The sequence below is a fragment of the Gracilibacillus ureilyticus genome (assembly GCF_900111195.1).
In the GTDB taxonomy this organism is placed as follows: Bacteria; Bacillota; Bacilli; order Bacillales; family Amphibacillaceae; genus Gracilibacillus; species Gracilibacillus ureilyticus.
On sequence record NZ_FOGL01000007.1, the window covers coordinates 16,079 to 36,058 of the forward strand.

19 protein-coding genes are annotated in these 19,980 nt (G+C 38.1%); 13 read left to right on the plus strand and 6 right to left on the minus strand.

What is annotated here, in order from left to right; translation table 11 throughout:
- Positions 1–41 precede the first annotated feature (41 nt).
- The 4 genes from BMW36_RS08405 to BMW36_RS08420 all read left to right on the plus strand — a co-directional run bounded on the left by BMW36_RS08405 (position 42) and on the right by BMW36_RS08420 (position 4,824).
- Complete coding sequence (locus BMW36_RS08405) at positions 42–707, plus strand: hypothetical protein (protein WP_089740429.1); 666 nt, start codon at positions 42–44, stop codon at positions 705–707.
- A gap of 179 nt (positions 708–886) precedes the next feature.
- Positions 887–2,443, plus strand: coding sequence for a BCCT family transporter (locus BMW36_RS08410; protein ID WP_089740430.1), 1,557 nt, complete (start codon positions 887–889; stop codon positions 2,441–2,443).
- A 356-nt stretch (positions 2,444–2,799) separates the two neighbouring features.
- Positions 2,800–3,984 (plus strand): MFS transporter, encoded by a 1,185-nt coding sequence (locus tag BMW36_RS08415; RefSeq protein WP_089740431.1) that lies wholly within the window; start codon positions 2,800–2,802, stop codon positions 3,982–3,984.
- Positions 3,985–4,053: 69 nt separating this feature from the next.
- The gene (locus BMW36_RS08420) at positions 4,054–4,824 is read left to right on the plus strand and encodes a TerC family protein (protein ID WP_089740432.1); all 771 of its coding nucleotides are present in this window, start codon (positions 4,054–4,056) and stop codon (positions 4,822–4,824) included.
- A gap of 33 nt (positions 4,825–4,857) precedes the next feature.
- Here BMW36_RS08420 and BMW36_RS08425 read toward each other — a convergent pair whose 3' ends face one another.
- The gene (locus BMW36_RS08425) at positions 4,858–5,772 is read right to left on the minus strand and encodes a DMT family transporter (RefSeq protein WP_089740433.1); all 915 of its coding nucleotides are present in this window, start codon (positions 5,770–5,772) and stop codon (positions 4,858–4,860) included.
- A 239-nt stretch (positions 5,773–6,011) separates the two neighbouring features.
- Here BMW36_RS08425 and BMW36_RS08430 point away from each other — a divergent pair, with 239 nt between their 5' ends.
- From BMW36_RS08430 to BMW36_RS08460, 7 genes are all read left to right on the plus strand, one after another.
- Positions 6,012–6,320: a PTS sugar transporter subunit IIB gene (locus BMW36_RS08430; protein ID WP_089740434.1), complete on the plus strand. Its 309-nt coding sequence runs from the start codon at positions 6,012–6,014 to the stop codon at positions 6,318–6,320.
- A 22-nt stretch (positions 6,321–6,342) separates the two neighbouring features.
- On the plus strand, positions 6,343–7,632 hold the full coding sequence (gene celB, locus BMW36_RS08435) for a PTS cellobiose transporter subunit IIC (protein ID WP_089740435.1): 1,290 nt from the start codon (positions 6,343–6,345) through the stop codon (positions 7,630–7,632).
- A gap of 22 nt (positions 7,633–7,654) precedes the next feature.
- Positions 7,655–7,960 carry a PTS sugar transporter subunit IIA gene (locus BMW36_RS08440; protein WP_089740550.1) on the plus strand — a complete coding sequence of 102 codons (306 nt, stop codon included), beginning with the start codon at positions 7,655–7,657 and terminating at the stop codon, positions 7,958–7,960.
- Positions 7,961–7,974: 14 nt separating this feature from the next.
- Positions 7,975–9,363, plus strand: a complete 1,389-nt coding sequence (locus tag BMW36_RS08445) for a glycoside hydrolase family 1 protein (protein ID WP_089740436.1) — start codon at positions 7,975–7,977, stop codon at positions 9,361–9,363.
- 198 nt (positions 9,364–9,561) lie between these two features.
- Positions 9,562–9,894: a DUF4288 domain-containing protein gene (locus tag BMW36_RS08450; protein WP_089740437.1), complete on the plus strand. Its 333-nt coding sequence runs from the start codon at positions 9,562–9,564 to the stop codon at positions 9,892–9,894.
- 44 nt (positions 9,895–9,938) lie between these two features.
- Positions 9,939–11,861: a BglG family transcription antiterminator gene (locus BMW36_RS08455; protein ID WP_089740438.1), complete on the plus strand. Its 1,923-nt coding sequence runs from the start codon at positions 9,939–9,941 to the stop codon at positions 11,859–11,861.
- Between the two features lie 246 nt (positions 11,862–12,107).
- Positions 12,108–12,764, plus strand: a complete 657-nt coding sequence (locus BMW36_RS08460) for a reverse transcriptase-like protein (RefSeq protein WP_089740439.1) — start codon at positions 12,108–12,110, stop codon at positions 12,762–12,764.
- A 72-nt stretch (positions 12,765–12,836) separates the two neighbouring features.
- Here the strand turns inward: BMW36_RS08460 and BMW36_RS08465 are convergent, their stop codons facing one another.
- On the minus strand, positions 12,837–13,643 hold the full coding sequence (locus BMW36_RS08465; protein ID WP_089740440.1) for a VLRF1 family aeRF1-type release factor: 807 nt from the start codon (positions 13,641–13,643) through the stop codon (positions 12,837–12,839).
- Between the two features lie 203 nt (positions 13,644–13,846).
- Here BMW36_RS08465 and BMW36_RS08470 point away from each other — a divergent pair, with 203 nt between their 5' ends.
- Together BMW36_RS08470 and BMW36_RS08475 are read left to right on the plus strand one after the other, a co-directional pair.
- Positions 13,847–14,278, plus strand: a complete 432-nt coding sequence (locus BMW36_RS08470; RefSeq protein ID WP_089740441.1) for a YndM family protein — start codon at positions 13,847–13,849, stop codon at positions 14,276–14,278.
- An 11-nt stretch (positions 14,279–14,289) separates the two neighbouring features.
- On the plus strand, positions 14,290–15,177 hold the full coding sequence (locus tag BMW36_RS08475; protein WP_089740442.1) for a manganese catalase: 888 nt from the start codon (positions 14,290–14,292) through the stop codon (positions 15,175–15,177).
- A gap of 44 nt (positions 15,178–15,221) precedes the next feature.
- On the opposite strand, the gene BMW36_RS08480 is transcribed toward BMW36_RS08475, so the two are convergent.
- The 4 genes from BMW36_RS08480 to BMW36_RS08495 form a co-directional block, all read right to left on the minus strand.
- Positions 15,222–16,574 (minus strand): amino acid permease, encoded by a 1,353-nt coding sequence (locus BMW36_RS08480; RefSeq protein WP_089740443.1) that lies wholly within the window; start codon positions 16,572–16,574, stop codon positions 15,222–15,224.
- A 60-nt stretch (positions 16,575–16,634) separates the two neighbouring features.
- The gene (locus BMW36_RS08485; RefSeq protein WP_089740444.1) at positions 16,635–17,261 is read right to left on the minus strand and encodes a LysE family transporter; all 627 of its coding nucleotides are present in this window, start codon (positions 17,259–17,261) and stop codon (positions 16,635–16,637) included.
- A 155-nt stretch (positions 17,262–17,416) separates the two neighbouring features.
- On the minus strand, positions 17,417–17,983 hold the full coding sequence (locus BMW36_RS08490) for a DNA-3-methyladenine glycosylase I (RefSeq protein ID WP_089740551.1): 567 nt from the start codon (positions 17,981–17,983) through the stop codon (positions 17,417–17,419).
- Positions 17,984–18,105: 122 nt separating this feature from the next.
- Positions 18,106–19,965: an FtsX-like permease family protein gene (locus BMW36_RS08495; protein ID WP_089740445.1), complete on the minus strand. Its 1,860-nt coding sequence runs from the start codon at positions 19,963–19,965 to the stop codon at positions 18,106–18,108.
- Positions 19,966–19,980 lie beyond the last annotated feature (15 nt).

Below are 19,980 nucleotides of genomic sequence, written 5' to 3' on the forward strand. Positions count from 1 at the left end.
GAAAAATTTGAGCGAAGTCGATCGGAAGCGGTCTGAAATCCGTGGCGTCCAGAAAAATTCGAGCGAAGGAGTTCAGGTATGGTCTGAAAGCCATCGCGCCCGGAAAAATACGAGTGAAGTCGTTCAGATGTAGTCTGAAAGCCTTCGCGCCCGGAAAAACACGAGCGAAGTCGTTCGAAGATGGTCTGAAAGCCTTCGCGCGCGGGAAATTTGGAGCGAAGTCGTTCGAAGATGGTCTGAAAGCCTTCGCGCGCGGAAAAACACGAGCGAAGTCGTTCGGAGGCGATCTGAAATCCGTGGCGTCCAGAAAAATTCGAGCGAAGGAGTTCAGGTATGGTCTGAAATCCGTCGCGTCCGGAAAAATTGGAGCGAAGTCGATCGGAAGAGGTAAAGCCGTCGCGCCCGGAAAAATACGAGCGAAGTCGTTCGGAGATGGTCTGAAAGCCTTCGCGCGCGAGAAATTTGGAGCGAAGTCGATCGGAAGCGATCTGAAATCCGTCGCGCGCGAGAAATTTGGAGCGAAGTCGATCGGAAGCGGTCTGAAATCCGTCGCGCCCAGAAAAATTGGAGCGAAGTCGATCGGAAGCGGTCTGAAATCCGTCGCGTCCGGAAAAATTGGAGCGAAGTCGATCGGAGGCGGTCTGAAAGCCATGGCGTCAGAAAAATCGAAGCGAAGGCATTCAAACGTAAGCACTGCAAACCGGTGACAGAGAATCGAATATAAATCAACAAAAACTGGTGGTTCCAAGCGAATTTTATTGCTCGGAACCATTTTTTTATACGGTATTTGCTGGTTATTTTCCAGCTTCTTTTTTTGTTTGAAATTTTCTTTGAAGTGGTATCAGTTAACTATGCGAAATACCAATCACAGTAAAGGAGAGATAGAATGAATAAAAGGAGTATATTTGAGAGTTGGAAATTAATTGATTTTCGTATATTCATTCCTGCTATGCTATTTATCATCGCAATCTGTATTCCTTTCTCCTTATATGAATCAGAGTCACTTGAATTATTAAATGCTATATTTGATAAATTAGTTGATGTTTTTAGCTGGGGCTATATCTGGTATACGATTATCCTGTTAGGGGCAGGTTTATATTTGTCCTTTTCAAAGTATGGAAAAGTAGTACTAGGTGATCCGAATGAGAAGCCGAAATTGTCTTTATTTGAATATGCGTCCATCCTGATTGCAATGGGTGTCGGTTCGACTATCATGCGGACAGGTATGGTGCAGTGGACACAGGTTGCTATCGATCCGCCGTTTGGAATTGAAGCAGGTTCGCAGCAATCGCTCTTATGGGGGAATGCTTACAGTATGTTCTTATGGAGCTTTCAAGTATTTGCAATATTTGTTATGGCTGCACCGGCAATGGCTTATGTCATTCATGTGAAAAAGCGTCCGCTTATGAGAATTTCTGAGGCGTGTCGCACCATTTTTGGTGATCGTTTTACAGATGGAATTGGTGGAAAGGTGCTGGATGTATTATTTCTTGTTAGTATCCTGTCAGGGGCTGCGGTAACATTGGGACTAGGTACACCTATTATTACATCAAACGTATCCAGTCTGTTAAATATGGAAGTTACATTTGGTTTAACAATGACAGTGACCATAATCTGGGTTCTGCTTTTTTCTATTAGTGCATATTTAGGTATTGAAAAAGGTATTAAACGATTGAGTACGTTTAATATTTACTTAGCTGGCGGTTTGGCAGTATTTATCTTAATCGCAGGACCGGGAATTTTTATTTTAGACTTTTTCACAGATACAGTCGGTCATTTGTTTTCTAATTATTTCAAGCTTTCATTTTATACAGATTCTGTTGCAATGGAATCAACGACTCATATACAAAGCCATATGATTTTTTGGTTTGCTTACAGTGCGACATGGGCAATGCTTCACAGTATATTTGCCGCAAAGATCTCCAAAGGACGAACGGTAAAAGAAATGATCCTGACATATTTACTGGCACCTACCATGCTGTCATGGGTTGCCACAGGAGTTCTCGGGGGGCTGGGTGTGCATCGATATTTAACAGGAGAAGTGAACGTGCTTGATATAGTACAAAGCACTGAGGCAGTCAATGTTATACCGGAAATATTGATGACCCTGCCATGGTCCGGACTAATTATGTTAGCATTTGTCGTTGTATCAATGGTTTTCTTAACTACAACATTAGATTCAACCACTTATACAATTGCCGCTTATTCAAGTAAAAGAGATATGAGTAAATATGAGCCATCTCGTAATTTAAGAATCATAGTTGCAGCTATTATTACTGTACTTGCACTAATATTAATGCAAATAGGTGGACTCGCCCCATTGGAGGTTATCTCCGGTTTAATGGGTATTCCGATCATAATTATTCAATTTTTGACAATATACGCTGCAAAGAGAATGATGGATGAAGATAAAGCATGGATATACAATGTGAGAAAAAAATAACTCTGATTAGTAAGAAAATATCCTATGATAATAACATCATATAATCTAAACATATAGGAGGAATAAGAGCTCTTAACACATCAATCAGCAGGTTGGTGAGTTAGAGCTCATTTTTTCTTTATGCCTGCCATATTGATAACGCGATTCTCTCCCTTTGATGACCGAACTCATAGATAAATTCCTGAATGTTGTGAAAAAGACCGAAAACGTGCATTTTATTTCCTCTTTGTCGAAAAGAGGCGTAAAATATTATTTAGGGTATCGAAATTTATTTTATTTAGCGCTGAAATAAATAAAAAAAAGAAGGGGTAACCATTTTAAATCAGGAACAGTTAACAAAACGCAATCTTGGGATTATGTGGTTCGCAAATTTTTTTATCGCCTCAAGTATGACAATGGTCATACCTTTTCTGTCCTTATATATTGAAACATTGGGCAATTACTCTGATGACTTTGTCCAAAAGTGGTCAGGCTGGGTGTTTGCTATTACATTCTTCACAGCATTTATTGTTTCACCGATATGGGGTAGATTTGGCGATCGACATGGTCGTAAGAAGTTTTTGATGATAGCAGGGTTTGGTCTTGGAATTTGTGTTTTTCTAATGGGGTTTGTGACAAATGTTTATCAACTGTTTATTTTACGCTTCTTCATGGGGTTTTTCTCAGGATTCATTTCCATGTCTCAAGCATTTATTTCTACACAAACACCGAAACATATTGCAGGTAAAGTATTGGGAACATTGCAGACAGGTAATGTCACAGGGAGTTTACTTGGACCGCTGATCGGTGGAGTACTGGCGGATTCCATAGGATATGCGGCTACTTTTCAGCTGACATCAATTACATTGTTTGCAGCTTCTTGTTTTGTTTTATTAGGTATTAAGGAAATTAGAGTGGAAAAACCGCCCGGGGAAAAGGCGAACTATTCCTCTGCAGCAGTTTTGAAACATATTATTTATCAGCCTGTGCTTGTGATGGTGATGGTCGTATCAATGTTTGTCCAAATCGCTAATTTCAGCATACAGCCAATATTGTCTTTGTATGTTGATCAGATTCATGGTTCCGCAAATATTGCGTTTTTCTCCGGAATCGCCTTTTCAGCAGCAGGGCTAGGAAACCTGTTTATGTCAAGAAGTTGGGGTAAATTAGCAGATCGGGTAGGGTATGAGAAAATTATTATCTTACTCGTAATCTTATCTGCTCTATTCTTCTTTCCGGGAGCTTTAGTAACGGATATATGGCAACTGATCATTGTTCGTTTCCTGCTGGGTATGGCCATTGGTGGTATCATCCCGCTCCGGACCGCTTATATCAGGCAAGTAACACCACTGAATATGCAAGGAGAAGTATTGGGATATAACACAAGCATCCGGTTTTTAGGGAATATTATAGGCCCAATTTTTGGTGGGTGGGTCGCAGGATTATTTTCCATATCAGCAGTATTTTATTTTAGCAGTGCGATCTTACTCTGCAGCGGGGCAGCATTCTGGATAACAGTTAAAAAACAAAATAATGCACAGGATTCTTTATTGCATTCCTGAAATAAATAATATCAGTCCAATAGTTGAAACTAATGGTTAGAAGGAAGTTTAAAAGAGGGGGAAAGCTAGTTGGAGTCAATATGGTTAGAATATGGATGGACTTTACTCGTGTTAATAGGTTTAGAAGGACTGTTATCTGCAGATAATGCACTCGTATTAGCAGTTATTGCAAAACATTTGCCAGTAGAACAAAAGAAACGAGCGATTAATTATGGGATAATGGGGGCATTCGTTTTCCGATTTGCTGCATTATTTGTCATTTCCTTTATAGCAAATGTCTGGCAGGTACAAGCGATAGGGGCTCTCTATCTTATCTACTTAGGTCTTAAACATATATTGCCACGATCAAACAGTGCGGGTGATGAAGAGGAAAAAGAAAAGCTGGCAAGAGGGAAAGGTTTCTGGCCAACAGTGGGACTGATTAGTTTAGCAGACCTGGCATTTGCGGTTGATTCCATTCTCGCAGCCGTAGCACTTGCCTTAGCTCTTCCGGATTCACCATTACCAGATTTCGGCGGGATGGATGGTGGCCAATTTATCATCGTCATACTCGCAGGTATTTCTGGTTTGATCCTCATTAAGTTTGCCGCAACATGGTTTGTAAAATTGCTTGATACAAGACCGAGACTGGAAACTACCGCATATGCGATTGTTGCATGGGTGGGGATTAAGTTAGCGGTTATTACTCTATCCCATCCAAAAGTAGGTATACTGGATGTGCATTTCCCTCATAGTACAATCTGGACAGTGATATTCTGGGGTGTCCTGGCTGTAATTGCTGCAAGTGGCTGGATTTTGTCAGGAAAACATCCTGTGAAAGAAGATGAGGGAATTATCTGATAAAAGCTGTCCTGAGCTGAGGACAGCTTTTATTTATGAATTAATATTCCACATATTAGAATGGACAACTTTTCTCTTGCGTTGAAATACTATGATAAAGGTAGAAGAGATGACAAGGATAATTCCACAAAGTTGGAGCATCGTTAATGTATCTTTAAAAACAAGGACACCGACAAGAACAGCAACAATGGGCTCCATTGCTCCGAGAATTGCGGCCTTACTTGATTCAATATAAACAAGCCCGCACGTATAAAGCAGATAGGCGAAGATCGTTGATACAATAGAAACACCGATGATATTACCTGCTACTTCCATTTTCTGCATCACTTCAAATTTCCCCCATATACCACTGACTGGAAAAATAAAGATGCTTCCCATCATGAGCGCATACACCGTAATTGTAAGGAAGTTATAGTGATGGCTGACAACTTTCCCGATAATACTGTATAAAGCACAGAAAAATGCAGACAAAAGTCCCAGGATAACACTTTGAAAAGGTATTCCTGCATTCCCGCCAGGTATTAGCTGAATGGCTAAGGCACAGCCGAAAAGTGTGAACACAAGGGAGACCGACTTCCTTGTGGTGATTTTTTCGTTAAAAAGAATATGAGACAGAATAGCAACAAACACGGGAGACGTATAGAGTAAGACAACAGCAATCGATAAGGAGGTTTGATCTATCACTGTAAAGTAACACCAATTAAATATGACAATACCCAGAACCCCTAGACCGATAAAATGAGGAAGATGCTTTATATTAATTTTTAAAAACTTCGGTGCGAACAATCCTAATAATAATACAAGGATGAGAGCAGAAGTTGTTAATCGAAGTGCAACTACTTCCCATGCAGAAAATCCATACTGATAAAGTCCCTCTACAAATAACCCTGTTAATCCCCAAAAGCTGGCACCGGCAATTGTCATGAAATAAGCCAAATAGTTTTTCATACGTTCCACCTTCTTTTCTCTCTATTTACAAAAAGGTTTCTGTATTCTCTGTTTCTTAAGTATTGGCATTATAACATATATAACGGTTAAGTAAATGAGATATATAAATAAATTGGATTGTAACCGTTTGTAATGATTTCCTATTCATGACGGAAAAACAATATGTTCAAATCGATTTGCATTCGATTTAAAATATGATTAAGAACAAAATACTACAAAAAATTCAGGAGGAATTATTCATGAAGAATATTTTATTAGCATGTTCATCAGGAATGTCTACAAGTCTATTAGTGTCTAAAATGGAGGAAGCTGCGAAAGAGCAGGGGATCGAAGTGAATATCTGGGCAGTAGGTCAGGATAAGGCCACAACAGAAATGGAGAAAGCAGATGTTTTGTTAATTGGCCCGCAAATGCGTTTTATGAAAAAGAAATTTGCTAAAGTTGCTGATGAAATCGGTTTACCTCTAGATGTTATTGATCCGGTTGCATATGGCAGGGTTGATGGAGAAGCAGTACTAAATAAAGCGTTAGAGCTTATCGGTGACTAAGACCTATAAGGGGGAGAAAAAAATGAATAAATTTATGGAGTTTTTGGAGAACTTTTTACTGCCAATTGCAGATAAATTAAATAATAATAGATATTTATCTGCATTGAGAGATGGCTTCATGGTTGCATTACCGCTTATAATTTTCGGATCAATTTTTGTGGTTATTGCAAACTTTCCATTTCTGGATAAAATTTTAAGTGAAGATGCATTGGCAGCATATCAAAATGCTTTAGGGCCTGCATCTGCTGCAACACTTAGTATTATGGGGATTTTTGTTATTATAGGAATCGGCTATAAATTAGTAGAACAATATGAACTTGATGCAATTTATGGTGGGGTTGTTGCACTTGCAGCTTTCTTAATCCTGACCCCGCAGGTTCTGGAAGGTGTTTCGGGAGTTATTCCTACATCTACATTAGGCGCGCAGGGGATGTTTTTAGGTATCTTTACAGCCTTTATTTCAGCAGAACTGTATCGCTTCTTTGTTCAAAAAAACTGGACAATAAAAATGCCACCAGGTGTCCCGGGGGCAGTATCAAGGTCATTTAGTGCACTAATACCTATCACATTAACATTATCGGTATTCTTAATTATTCGTATTATTTTCAGTTATACGCCATTTGAAACAGTGCAGAATTTCATCTATACCGTTATTCAGGAGCCATTAACAGTTTTAGGAAGTGGTTTGCCAGCAACTATTGTTGCAGTATTGTTAATTCAAATATTCTGGTTTTTCGGATTACATGGCCAGATCATTATTAACTCAGTATTTGATCCAATCTGGTATGCGTTAAATGATGAAAATCTGAAAGCGTTCCAGGCAGGTACGGAATTACCAAACATCGTTACGAAACAATTCATTGATACATTTTTAGTAGGTATGGGCGGGTCTGGTATGACTCTGGCTGTTGTTATACTCATTTTCATGATTGGACGAAGCAGACAATTGAAAGAGTTAGGTAAACTCGGCGGTCCGGCTGGTTTCTTTAATGTAAATGAACCGATTATCTTTGGTTTACCAATTATTATGAATCCAATTATTATCATTCCATGGTTGCTCGCACCTGTGGTGATAACAGTAATCACCTATTTTGCTATGGCAATTGGTTTAGTACCACCACCGGCTGGTATTATTGTTCCATGGACTACACCACCAATCTTAAGCGGCTTTCTTGCAACAGGTAATGCATGGCAAGGGGCAGTTCTGCAAATATTCAACTTATTTGTTGTAGGTCTCATCTGGTGGCCTTTCTTAAAAGTATTAGACAAGAATTACTATGAAACAGAAGTGAAGAGTGAAAAATCAGCATAAAAAGAGTATTAGAGGTGAAGGAATGGATACAGTTACAGAAATCGCTTTTCAAATAATATTGTATGCGGGGAACGGAAGATCCAGTGCTATGGAGGCTATTCAACAGGCGAAGGATAACGACTTTGAAGGGGCAGACCGGTTAATTAAAGAGGCAACAGAAGAATTAGGAAAAGCACATGGTTACCAGACAAAACTTTTGCAGGAAGAAGCAAGTGGTGAAGGTGCTAGTGTTAACGTGATCCTGGTTCACTCACAAGACCATTTAATGACAGCAATGACTGTACGTGATTTAGCGATTGAGATTATTGAAATATATCGCAATAAATAATAGGAGGGGAAGGAATGACAGTACAATACAAATTTCCGGAAGGATTCTGGTGGGGCAGCGCAACATCCGCCACTCAGATCGAAGGTGCAGCAAATGAAGGTGGTAAAGGTAAGAATATATGGGACTACTGGTATGAGATTGAATCGAATCGTTTTTTTGAAAATATAGGACCTGAAGTAACCTCAGATTTTTACCATCGTTACAAGGAAGATATCAAGCTGATGAAGGAAATAGGTCATAACACCTTCCGTATGTCTATTTCATGGGCTCGGTTGATTCCTGGTGGACGGGGAGAAGTTAACCAGGATGCTGTAACTTTCTATAATAATGTGATTGATGAACTGCTGGCAAACGATATCGAACCATTTGTTAATTTATTCCATTTTGATATGCCTATGGAATTGCAGCATGAAGGTGGATGGGAAAATAGAAAAGTGGTAGATGCCTTTGTGGAATATGCGAAAGCAGCATTTGAGTTATTTGGTGACCGTGTAAGTAAATGGTTTACTTTTAATGAACCGATTGTACCTGTAGAAGGTGGATATTTATATAATTTCCATTATCCAAATGTTGTTGATGCCAAGCGTGCAGTGCAAGTAGCTTACCATACTGTCATTGCAAGTGCTAAAGCGGTGGAAGCATTCAGAGAATTTAATATTGCTAATGGTAAAATAGGTATTATACTAAACTTAACGCCTTCTTATCCGAGAAGCAATAACCCTGCAGATATGAAGGCATCAAGAATTGCTGATCTGTTCTTTAATCGGAGTTTTCTAGATCCTGCGGTTTTAGGAGAATATCCTCTCGAGTTAATCGAACTGTTAAGAGAGCACGGGCAATTACCTGAGACACAGCCAGGAGACAAAGAATTAATTAAATTGAACACTGTAGATATTCTAGGTGTGAATTACTACCAGCCACGTCGGGTGAAAGCGAAGGAAACATTGCCGAATCCGTACAGTCCGTTTATGCCGGAATGGTTCTTTGATCATTATGAAATGCCTGGACGTAAAATGAATGTTTATCGCGGATGGGAAATCTACGAAAAAGGTATTTATGATATTATGATCAATTTGAAGGAAAACTATGGGAATATTGAATCCTTTATATCTGAAAATGGTATGGGAGTCCAAGATGAACAGCGTTTTATCCAAGATGATGAAATTCAGGATGATTACCGGATCGAGTTTATTCGTGAACATTTAAAATGGCTGCACAGAGCAATTGAAGAAGGCTGTAATGCGAATGGATATCATTTATGGACTTTTATGGATAACTGGTCATGGTCAAATGCTTACAAAAACCGTTATGGTTTTATTTCGGTGAATATAGAAACACAAGAACGCACATTAAAGAAAAGCGCACACTGGTTTGAAGAAGTATCGAAAAACAATGGATTTTAGTTATCGTAATAGGAGAAAAGGGGGCTGATTTGTATGATCAGCACCTTTTCTGTATAAAATAAAATTTTCCAATTATACGACAACTCTTAACGAAATTGAAATTATGCCAAAAATGGTAATGCACTCGTGCAAGAACAGTAAAGAAATTGTTAAAAGAGAACAGTTTAAAAGATGATTTTTTAATATAGGAGAAAAAGCATGAAGATATACTCAGTAAAAGTACTCTTTGAATCTACTGTAGTACCAAACATTCATTCATCTAAAACATTCGAAGAAAGGATAATATTGATAAAGGCTCGAAAGCGTGGTGAAATAGAACCCAAAATTCGTAGTCAATTTGTTGATGATACTTACAAAAATGCAGAAGGTGGAAAAACTACATGGACTTTGGTAAGAATTCTCGATATATTCGAAACTGTTGATACATTTGAAGGAGATATTAATTTCAAAGAAGTTTACAGCCGATTTTTACCGTTTGATAAGCATATTGCTGCGAATGAAGTAATAGAATTGTATTCCCTCGACAAGTAAGTAAGAACGGTGTTTATGCTATGGAATGAAAGGAGAGTGTCTGTATGTTGAACTCTCGGTTGAAAACGATCTTACGTGAATTAATGGCAGAGGGCGGTCCTGTTACAAGTACTTATCTCGCTAATATTAACAATGTTACTGCACGAACTACCAGAGATGATATGAAGAAGCTTGATGATATATTGAAAGAATACGGTGCTGCAATAGAAGCAGTAATGGGAAAAGGATATCGCCTGGAAATAATTGATGATAATAACTTCAGGCAATTTCTGCAATCAATCTTTAAATATGAAGAGAAGAATAATAATAATTTGCCAAAATCGCCGAAGGAACGGGCTGCCTATATAATTAAGCGATTACTGTTAATAGATGGCTACCTAAAGCTTGAGGATTTAGCTGATGAATTGTTTATAAGTAAATCCACTATTCAAAATGATATTAAAGAAATAAGAAATACATTATTGGACTATGGTCTGTCACTGGAATCCAAGCCGAATTACGGTTTAAGAGTCGAGGGAAATGAAGTGATGCTCAGATTTTGTATAGCTGAATATGTCTTTGACCGGAAAGCGCCAATTCCAGAAGTACACTTGGACTCCATTTCCCAATCTGATATTGAAAAAATATCATCCATTATCCTTAAAGCAATTGAGATAAATCATATTACTTTATCAGATATTGCAATAAATAATTTAGCTATCCATATTATGATTGCATATAAGCGGATGAACAGCGGTTATCAAGTTACACTTGTTCATCAGGATATGAAGGAAATTACTGAACAGGCGGAATATAAAGTGGCTAAGGGAATTGTTCAGGAGGTGGAACAAACCTTTCAAGTGAAATTTCCGGAAGTAGAAATAGCTTACATTGCTATTCATTTACTTGGCACAAAGATGTTGACACAATCAAGTGAGTTGGTAGAACAAGTAATGGATCAGTCGGTACTCGATCTTGTTAACATTGCACTGGAAAAAGTTGAGGAAAAATTGCAGCTGGGGATAAAAGATGATAAAGAATTGATTATGGCCCTGCACTTGCACCTGAAACCAGCAATTAATCGCTTTAAATTTGGAATGAACATAAGGAATCCCATGCTTGATGATATTAAAAGGAACTACCCACTTGCCTTTGAAGCAGGAATTATTGCAGGATTGGCAATTGAAGAGGAGACTGCTACCAAGATCGACGAGAATGAAGTAGGATACTTAGCGTTGCATATTGGTTCTGCTATTGAACGGAGAAATTTAAAAACCGGCCCGAAGCGGTGTTTGATCGTCTGTGCATCCGGATTAGGAACTTCACAATTAATTTACTACAAGCTTAAATCACAATTTGGCCAGCATCTGGATGTGATTGGATCAACGGAATATTATCAACTGCATCAATATAACCTGCAAGAAATTGACTTCATTGTTAGTTCCATTCCTATTCCAAAGAAACTCTCCGTTCCAGTAATAGAAGTAAATGCCATTCTGGGCGAAAATGATATTAGTAAAATTGAAGAGCTCGTATTAGAAGAAAAGCAAGCAATTGATCATTTTATACGGAGAGAACTAACTTTTGTTCATCATCCAACACTTGACTCCAAAGAGGCTGTACTCGAATATATTGCGTCAAGGTTAACAGAAGCCGGATTAGTGGATGAGGGCTTTCTGGAAGCTGTTTATGAAAGAGAGCAAGTTGCACCAACATCATTTGGTAATTTGGTAGCGATTCCACATCCGATCACACCTAAGACGGAAAAAACGTTTCTGACGATCTGTACGCTGCCTAAACCAATAGTATGGCATGATAAACCTGTACAATTTGTTTGTCTGCTATGTGTTAAGAAAAACAGCCAGGAAGATCTGCAGGCAATGTACAAGTGGCTTGGTAAGATTATCGATAGCCGTACAATCGTCCAGCAATTAATTAAAGCAAAAAACTTTGATGAAATCAGAAGGATATTAAAAGAATATTATTAAAAAATAGAGACTTACAACTATTAGGGAACATAGTGGGAGTCTCTTTAATTTTTCGGTTTCTAAAAAGAAACACAGATGAAGTTTTGATAAAATAGTAAGGGGAAGATAATATACAGGTTATATCCCGTATAACAGTGAAAATACACACCGGGTATTAAATTCAATTAGATTTAATTATTTAATCTTTTTTGTGACATAATATTACAGAAAAATTCTCCTCTATGGAGGACAGGGTGGTTTATAGAAATGAAAATCCGTTTGGAAGTAAAATATCGTACAACGAATGGAGTAGTAACAGAATTTCAATCATCGGAAATGAGTCTGGAAAACAGTATAGCTGTTGCGGAAGACTTAATGAAACTAAACCGGTTAGCGGACATCCAAATGACCGATTCATATAACAGCAGCTGGACATTAAAAGAACTAAAGAAGTACCTGGAATCATTGGAGGAAGAACCACATGATATACATATGTATTTTGATGGTGGTTTTGATCGTAAAACAATGAAATCAGGTCTTGGTTGCAGTATATACTATAAACAAAACGGGAAAAATTACCGAATAAGGAAAAACGCTCTGGTGAGTGAACTGGGTACAAATAATGAAGCAGAATATGCGGCATTGCATTTTGGCCTGAAGCAGCTGGAAGAGATGGGTGTCCATCACATGCCTGTCAAGGTCCATGGGGATTCCAAAGTAGTTATCAATCAGTTGACAGATGAATGGCCCTGTTTAGAAGATACATTATTTGAATGGATGCAGAGGATCGAGAAATTGATAGATAAATTAGGTTTGGAGCCTGAATACCATGCCGTTTCAAGAAAAAAGAATCAGGAAACAGATCAATTAGCAACACAAGCGTTACAACAAATTGAAATAGATAGCAGGAAAGAAGTGGAATGACAAAACAGGAGAGTCTGCGGGACATCAGCCGGGGGCGAAACCCTTTCACAGCCGGGTTTCGCCCTTTCCCAATTACTTCAATACAACTTCATTAATGATTTTCATCTCTTCATGATCAAGCATGTTCTTACCAACTACTTTAGTTACTTTTTTATTCATATTTTCTTTTAAATCATTTACTTCCTCTTTATCCCCAACTAGATAAATGTTTTCCCAATTTAAGCCTTTTGCAAACCGGTCCAGTGTAGAGGCAAGACTTTTATACCAGCGATATCTGTTCGCATCGAATCGCTCTTTGAATTGGTCTGGCTGTGAGTTTCTTCCACCAGGTCCTAATGAAGCTTGTCCGCGCGGTGGCCCGGCGTATTCCCGCCAGTCTTCAGTTTCTATATCAAATTCGAATACATGGGAATCCTTTAATGATCCTAATTCCGTATCGAGAACTTTGACAGCTTCCTTTTGAGTAAGAATAATCCCTGATTTCGGGAATGTATCGTACATTTCCTTCAGCTGGTCTGTGTGTGCAACATCATCCCATTCGAATACTGTCTTTACTGGTAATTGGAACTTCTCCGCAAACCAGATAGATCCATCTCCTGTAGCAAAAATGACTACACTTTTTGCCAAACTCTGTTCATTTTCTTTTATATACTTTTCAACTTTCTCTTTAACTGCCCAAAAATTCCTTTTTTCATCAGAATCGCCATCTTCTTGTAAGTAACTTTCAAAATTTCGTAAGCCATTCTTTAGATGAATTTTCCATTCTCCACCTTGTTGTTCAGGATCAGCACGGTCTGTATTCAAATACATCGTAAAGATTCGATTCGGTTTTCCTAATCGAACATTTTCCAACTTCTTTATTTCTTCGTGAAGGTTCATTAACGCACTACTCCTTTTTAAATAATTTTGCTTACATTTTACTTGTAACCGGAAAGCACGGGAGTGAAACCTAAATAACTGCAAATGTTTATATTAACTGATACAGAGAATTACGGAAATATTCGAAATAAAATTCAGTATTTTTGTATATGACAAAGATATATACAAAAGATAGAAAAGATAAGAAATGGAGGTGTCAATTTTTGAATCATATAAAATTAATGATGGTAAAATTTCTGCTCAGTTTAGTGTTACTTTTTATTATCTTAGGAATGGGGTTTGATGTATCATTCGGAAATGTATTTCTTATCACTCTTGTACTGGGGGTTGTCTCATACTTTATTGGTGATAGGATAATTTTGCCTAGAACAAACAATATGGTAGCTACATTATCCGACTTCATACTCTCATTTGCTGTTATTTATTTGATGACAGATGCACTGACAGTAGGTGATGGTGTGCTTCAGGCGGCTTTTATTTCATCTTTAGGAGTTGCTTTGTTTGAATACTTCTTCCATAAATATGTTGCAGCTAATAATAAGGAAGAAGATGAAAGGATCTCTGTAGACACTCGACAACTAAATATGGAATCTTCTGAAGAGATTTACCCATATGAAGAAGATAAAAAAGAGTAGGAGGTTGGAACATGTTTTATCATGTGAAAGAATTGCAATATAATGCAAAGCCTGCAGCCCCTGATCCTGTTTATGCCAAAAAACTGCAGGAGATATTAGGTGGGCAATTTGGTGAAATGTCTGTTATGATGCAATACTTATTTCAAGGCTGGAATTGCCGTGCTGAAAGTAAATACCGGGACATGATTCTGGATATTGCGACAGAAGAAATTGCTCACGTGGAAATGATTGCCACAATGATCGCTCAGCTGCTTGACGGAGCTCCTGCAAATGACCAGGAAGAGGCAGCTAAAAATCCCGCAGTAGAAGCGGTGCTAGGTGGAATGAATCCTCAGCATGCTATCGTTAACGGGTTAGGAGCACAACCGAACGACAGTGTCGGTTACCCATGGACAGCTAGATACACTATAGCAAGTGGTAACTTGTTAGCAGATTTCCGCGCAAATTTAAACGCGGAGTCTCAGGGACGCTTACAGGTATGCAGGCTTTATGAAATGACGACAGACACAGGTGTAAGGGATATGCTTTCATTTTTAATTGCCAGAGATACAATGCATCAGAATCAATGGATGGCAGCGATTGAAGAGCTTGAACAAACACAGGGAGCAATTGTACCTAGCTCATTTAATCAGGAATATGAAAAACAGGAAGTTTCCTATTCTTTTATGAACTTTTCTGCAGGTGAAGAAAGCAGTACAGGAAGATGGGCAAACGGTCAGACATATGATGGACAAGCAAATTTCGAATATGTACAGAGTCCTCAGGCAATGGGGCAGAAACCAGCTTTACAGCCAGCACCACCCTATATTCATGGAACACCACCATTGGATTTAAGAAAAGCACAAGGTGCAGGAAAGCTGGAACCAAATACTAATCAAAACCAACAAGGATTCCATTAAAAAAAACCACCAATTGGTGGTTTTTTTGATTGGGGTCCGAATTTTTAAGCTTCTTTTTTCTTATTCCATCTTCTGTTCATCCAGACAGTGATAGCGCCAATAACAGCGATCAGCAGCAGACTAATCCAGAAACCGGGACGGACACTTTTTTCCATTAAAGTACCTGAAACAGCAGCAGCAATAAGTACTAAACCAATTATTGATACTGCTTTCTGAAGCAGGCGGGGCTTCTCTAATACTTTTAAAGAGGAGATGATGATAAAAGCCCAATTATAAAGAAGCAATATCCCGGCAGCTGTTGTTATATATTCATATATCTTTTCAGGCAAAAGTAAAGCTGTGATAACAGATACAGATAAACCGCCTGTTGCAAGCAATAATGAAGGCAGAGGTAATTCCTTCCACCTTTTTATCTTTTTAGAAAAGACCTTTGGTGCATCCTCATCTTTCGCTAATGTTACAAGCAGTGTAACCACCCCGAACAGTGCAGCAGTCATTGTAGAAAAACCGGCGATGATAATTGCCCCATTAAAAACATGAGGGAAAAAGGCTAATTTATAGTCAGCTAATGCTGTAACAAATGGACTTTCTTTCTGATCAAACGCACCAACAGACACCATAGCCACCGCTAGTCCGAGGGATAAAATATAAATGAATGTGAGTAAAGAAAGCATAATCTTCCCAGCTTTTGGGGCATCTTCCTTGTTTTTTAAACGGATGGTCATAAGGCCAATGACTTCTATACCCCCAAACGCATAAAAGGCATAGATTAGGGAAGCCCAGAATCCTCTAAATCCTTCAGTGAAAAACTTATCTGCAGAATCCGGAAGTCCGGGTTTTTCGTCAGGACCACCCGGAATCCAGCCAATTAAGGCAATAATGGCTAGAACGATAAACATAAAAATAGCTGCTGTTTTAATAATAGCGAACAAGTCTTCCACTTTATCAAAACCCTTTGTCCCTAACAGAATGACTGAAATAGAAAGCAAGGAATAAATAGCGGCAAAGACCCATAATGGCAAGTCAGGAAACCAGAGCCGGGTTAGAATTGATAATGCAATAAGCTGGCTACCCATAATAAGAATACTGGAACACCAGTAATTCCACCCACAGCTGAAACCCGCCCATTTCCCGTAAGCTTTTTCTGCATAGTAACAGAAAGATCCTTCCTGAGGATCCTTTGCGGACATTTTTGCGAGTAAATTAAATACAATATAGGTCCCAGTGGCGGCAAGTAAAAATGATAAAACAATTGATGGTCCAGTGAGACTTATCCCGATGCTGGAACCGAGAAAATATCCTGTACCGATCGTACAGCCGACACCGGTTAATGCTAATTGCCACCATTTCATGTCACCTTCATTAGGGGAAGGCTTCTTCCTGGTTGCTGAACTCATGATTATTCTCCTTCTTAGCTGTAATTAATCATTATAGTATGTCCCCAGTAAGGCAGCTTATTAAGAAAATAATAATTGAAAAGCCTGGTAACCAAAATACACAGCAAATCCGATCAGTGAAATACCTGTAGTAACAGAAATAACTTTTAATGTTCGATTTGTTAGAAAATGACGGAAACCGCTTGAGACAAGAGCCATGGTGAAATCCCAGATAATTAAACCAAGGATGATGGCGAACGTGTACAGTAATAAGTGTAAATGATCATACTTATTTATTGTGTTAGCTAATACAGAGCCATAAATCCCTAACCAGAATAAAATGGATAATGGATTACTTATCGTAATCAGAAATCCTGAAGTAAAGGTTTTTAGCAGGCTGTCTTTTTCACGGTCATGGTTCATCTCGATTTTTTGTGAGCTATAAATACTTTCGATACCTGTGTAAAACAGTACAAATGCACCGAAGGACCATAAAAAAGTTTTCACAAATGGAGTTTCTAAGAAATGAACCAGTCCCAGAAATACTGCAAGAATAAAGAACATTTCTGCAAAAAGTGCCCCTATGGCAATTGTCCAGGAATGGAGAAAACCGTTTTTAATTCCTTGATTTATTTGAGCTGCATTCAATGGCCCAATTGGTGCAGCTAAAGACAAACCGAGGAAAATATAACTGAGAAAAATTGCCAATTGTATACCACCTCTCCAAAAATATAGCTAGTCCCATTTTTATTCATTTTGTCAGGAACATAGAACATATTTAATAATGGAGAGGAGTTATTAGGGGGCAGGATAGGGGATGCATTGCTGACCCAATGACGTGGTAAAGTGGGAAAATTAATTTTTTAATTTTTTCTATTTTTTGTATGATAACTGCAGCTGGTTATATGATCATCAACCATTCCAATTGCCTGCATAAAAGAATAAATGATGACAGGGCCGACAAACTTAAAACCCTCTTTCTTTAAGTCTTTGCTGATCTGCTTAGATAATTTAGTTTCTGCTGGTATATACTGGTCAGTTTCCCAGTGATTAATAATTGGTTGATGATTCACATATTTCCATAAAAAGTTGGCAAAACTTCCATACTCACGTTGTATTTCTATTATCGCATTAGCATTATTCCTAACTGAATCAATTTTCTTTAAATGTTTAATTATAGAATAATTTTCTTTAATATAAAGTAAATCATTATCTGATAATTTGGAACAATATTCTATGTCAAAATGATGAAATGCCTCTTTATAGCTGTTCCGTTTAGACAGAACAGTGTTCCATGATAACCCTGCCTGTGCTCCTTCAAGTGTCAGCATCTCAAATATGTATTGATCATCCTCAGAAGGTACACACCATTCTTTATCATGATATTCCACCATTACTGGATTATTTCCTGGCCATAAACATCTTTCCATTAGCATTCTCACTTCCATTCTCATCTTTTGTTCTAACTATAACATGAAGAGGAAATATTAAAAATAACCAAGCTTTCCCTGCCAGGAGAAGCTTGGTTATTTATAGGGGGCTGGATGCCCGTCTATGATTTCTTTGGTAACACAATTCTTTTGTACATTTGAACTGTCAGCAGATAATATGTTAAATAAATAACAAGGAACAGTAATATCGGGATCCAGATTTTGGTATATGGTTCAATTAATATAATCGAGAACATTTCCATCCCTACTATTACATGAACAAAACCAAGCAAGCCGGGGAACAGGAAAATGAGAAATAACTCTTTATAAATGGAAGCAGATAGCTTCGAACGTCTCACACCAATTTTTCTCAGCATGTTATACCGGCTAGTGTCAGCAGTTGCACTTGATAGTAATTTAAACATCAGCACACTTGCCATCATCATCAGAAAAGCAATACCTAGAAATAAACCCATAAAGATAGTTCCATTGGCAATTGCCTTTAAAGAAGTATAATTTTCATATTTGCTACCGGTCATATCAGGTATTGAACCGGTATATGCCAAGCTGACTTCCTGGTTGTGTTCATCGATTTTTTCTAAAGCAACACTCTTTTCTGTAAAGTTTTCCAAACGCCCAACAGTTACTGTCTCTATTTCCGCATCTATCGCAGAGAACTTAGTCTCATCGACAATATATATTGTTCTGTCTCCAAATATACGAGATGTTGCTAACAATTCACTTCGTAAAGCTGTTGCCCAGTCGTCTGATATCATTCTTTCTTCTGTTTCTGCTGTATCAGAATATTCATCAAGAGGGAGTGGATCACTAACCCTTACAGTTCTGGTGAGTTCCTCCATATTACCTGTAAATTGTTGAATGAACGGAGGGTTATTCAGTAAATCGTCTTTTAAAAAGTATACACCTTCATCAGATACTTTATATGTGTAATCGTTCTTTTCCTGAAAGTCCCAATTCTTAAACTCCTGAAGCTGTTCTTCTGTAGGCTGATAGACAGCGACATCATTCGCATACATCAATGATGTCTGTATCTCTATATTGTGGTAAAAGGATAAACTTGCTGCCATCGCTCCCAATCCCAGAGCAACTAACATAGTAACTGTACCTAATACTTTTGTCAGCTGGCTGATCCTGAATTGCAATTGAGCGAAAGTAAAGGAATTTAACCCTTTATCATTCAATGTTCGAATCGACTTCAACCTTCTGATGATAAACGGTAATAAAGACATAAAGAAAAAGTAGGTACCAAATGTAATGGTTATGGCAGCAGCTATGACACCGAAATGAAGAAAAGTTCCCATATTAATCATTACATAGTACCCAACTCCGATAAGGATGATTGAAATTACTGTTCCCGCAAAGATTTTCCATCCTTTTCTCATTACAGGATCTGCCTGCTGTGGAGCACGGACTAAGTCCAGAACAGATTTACTGGCAATCTTCAAAGCATTTACAAATGCTGTTAGCATGAAGAGAATCGCATAAAAGATAACAGTTGTAATCAATGAGGAGGAATAGAATGCTTCAAATCCTTCCCCACTGAAATTAAGCTGGTTCATTAACATCCTTGCAGTCAATTGAGATAGACCAATACCAGCCAATATACCGATGATTAAGGAAATAAATCCAATTAATAATGTTTCAAAGAACATCATCTGAGTGACTTTTCCTTTTTTTGCGCCCAATGTCATATACATACCGAGTTCTTTTTGCCGTAATGTTAAAATGAAGGATGTAGCATAAAATATATAAAAAATGGTAACCATCGCTAAAATAAATGTTCCAACATGAAAGACAAATACGATCGAAGTTATCAGGGCATTTGCCTCAAGGAAGGATTTATTCTGAGCTAATGTTTGAAACATATAAAAAATTGCAATGGAGACAGTTAATCCAAATAATAATACAATATAGTCTTTCCACATTTTTCTCATACTTGATGTGAGCAATTTCCATAACATAATTGTACGCCCCCC

Bases quoted from the DNA above. Each gene is read 5' to 3' on its own strand.
- BMW36_RS08410 (WP_089740430.1), top strand. From the start codon at position 887: ATGAATAAAAGGAGTATATTTGAGAGTTGGAAATTAATTGATTTTCGT.
- BMW36_RS08415 (WP_089740431.1), top strand. From the start codon at position 2,800: ATGTGGTTCGCAAATTTTTTTATCGCCTCAAGTATGACAATGGTCATA.
- BMW36_RS08425 (WP_089740433.1), bottom strand. From the start codon at position 5,772: ATGAAAAACTATTTGGCTTATTTCATGACAATTGCCGGTGCCAGCTTT.
- BMW36_RS08430 (WP_089740434.1), top strand. From the start codon at position 6,012: ATGAAGAATATTTTATTAGCATGTTCATCAGGAATGTCTACAAGTCTA.
- celB (WP_089740435.1), top strand. From the start codon at position 6,343: ATGAATAAATTTATGGAGTTTTTGGAGAACTTTTTACTGCCAATTGCA.
- BMW36_RS08440 (WP_089740550.1), top strand. From the start codon at position 7,655: ATGGATACAGTTACAGAAATCGCTTTTCAAATAATATTGTATGCGGGG.
- BMW36_RS08445 (WP_089740436.1), top strand. From the start codon at position 7,975: ATGACAGTACAATACAAATTTCCGGAAGGATTCTGGTGGGGCAGCGCA.
- BMW36_RS08450 (WP_089740437.1), top strand. From the start codon at position 9,562: ATGAAGATATACTCAGTAAAAGTACTCTTTGAATCTACTGTAGTACCA.
- BMW36_RS08455 (WP_089740438.1), top strand. From the start codon at position 9,939: ATGTTGAACTCTCGGTTGAAAACGATCTTACGTGAATTAATGGCAGAG.
- BMW36_RS08460 (WP_089740439.1), top strand. From the start codon at position 12,108: ATGAAAATCCGTTTGGAAGTAAAATATCGTACAACGAATGGAGTAGTA.
- BMW36_RS08465 (WP_089740440.1), bottom strand. From the start codon at position 13,643: ATGAACCTTCACGAAGAAATAAAGAAGTTGGAAAATGTTCGATTAGGA.
- BMW36_RS08475 (WP_089740442.1), top strand. From the start codon at position 14,290: ATGTTTTATCATGTGAAAGAATTGCAATATAATGCAAAGCCTGCAGCC.
- BMW36_RS08480 (WP_089740443.1), bottom strand. From the start codon at position 16,574: ATGAGTTCAGCAACCAGGAAGAAGCCTTCCCCTAATGAAGGTGACATG.
- BMW36_RS08490 (WP_089740551.1), bottom strand. From the start codon at position 17,983: ATGGAAAGATGTTTATGGCCAGGAAATAATCCAGTAATGGTGGAATAT.
- BMW36_RS08495 (WP_089740445.1), bottom strand. From the start codon at position 19,965: ATGTTATGGAAATTGCTCACATCAAGTATGAGAAAAATGTGGAAAGAC.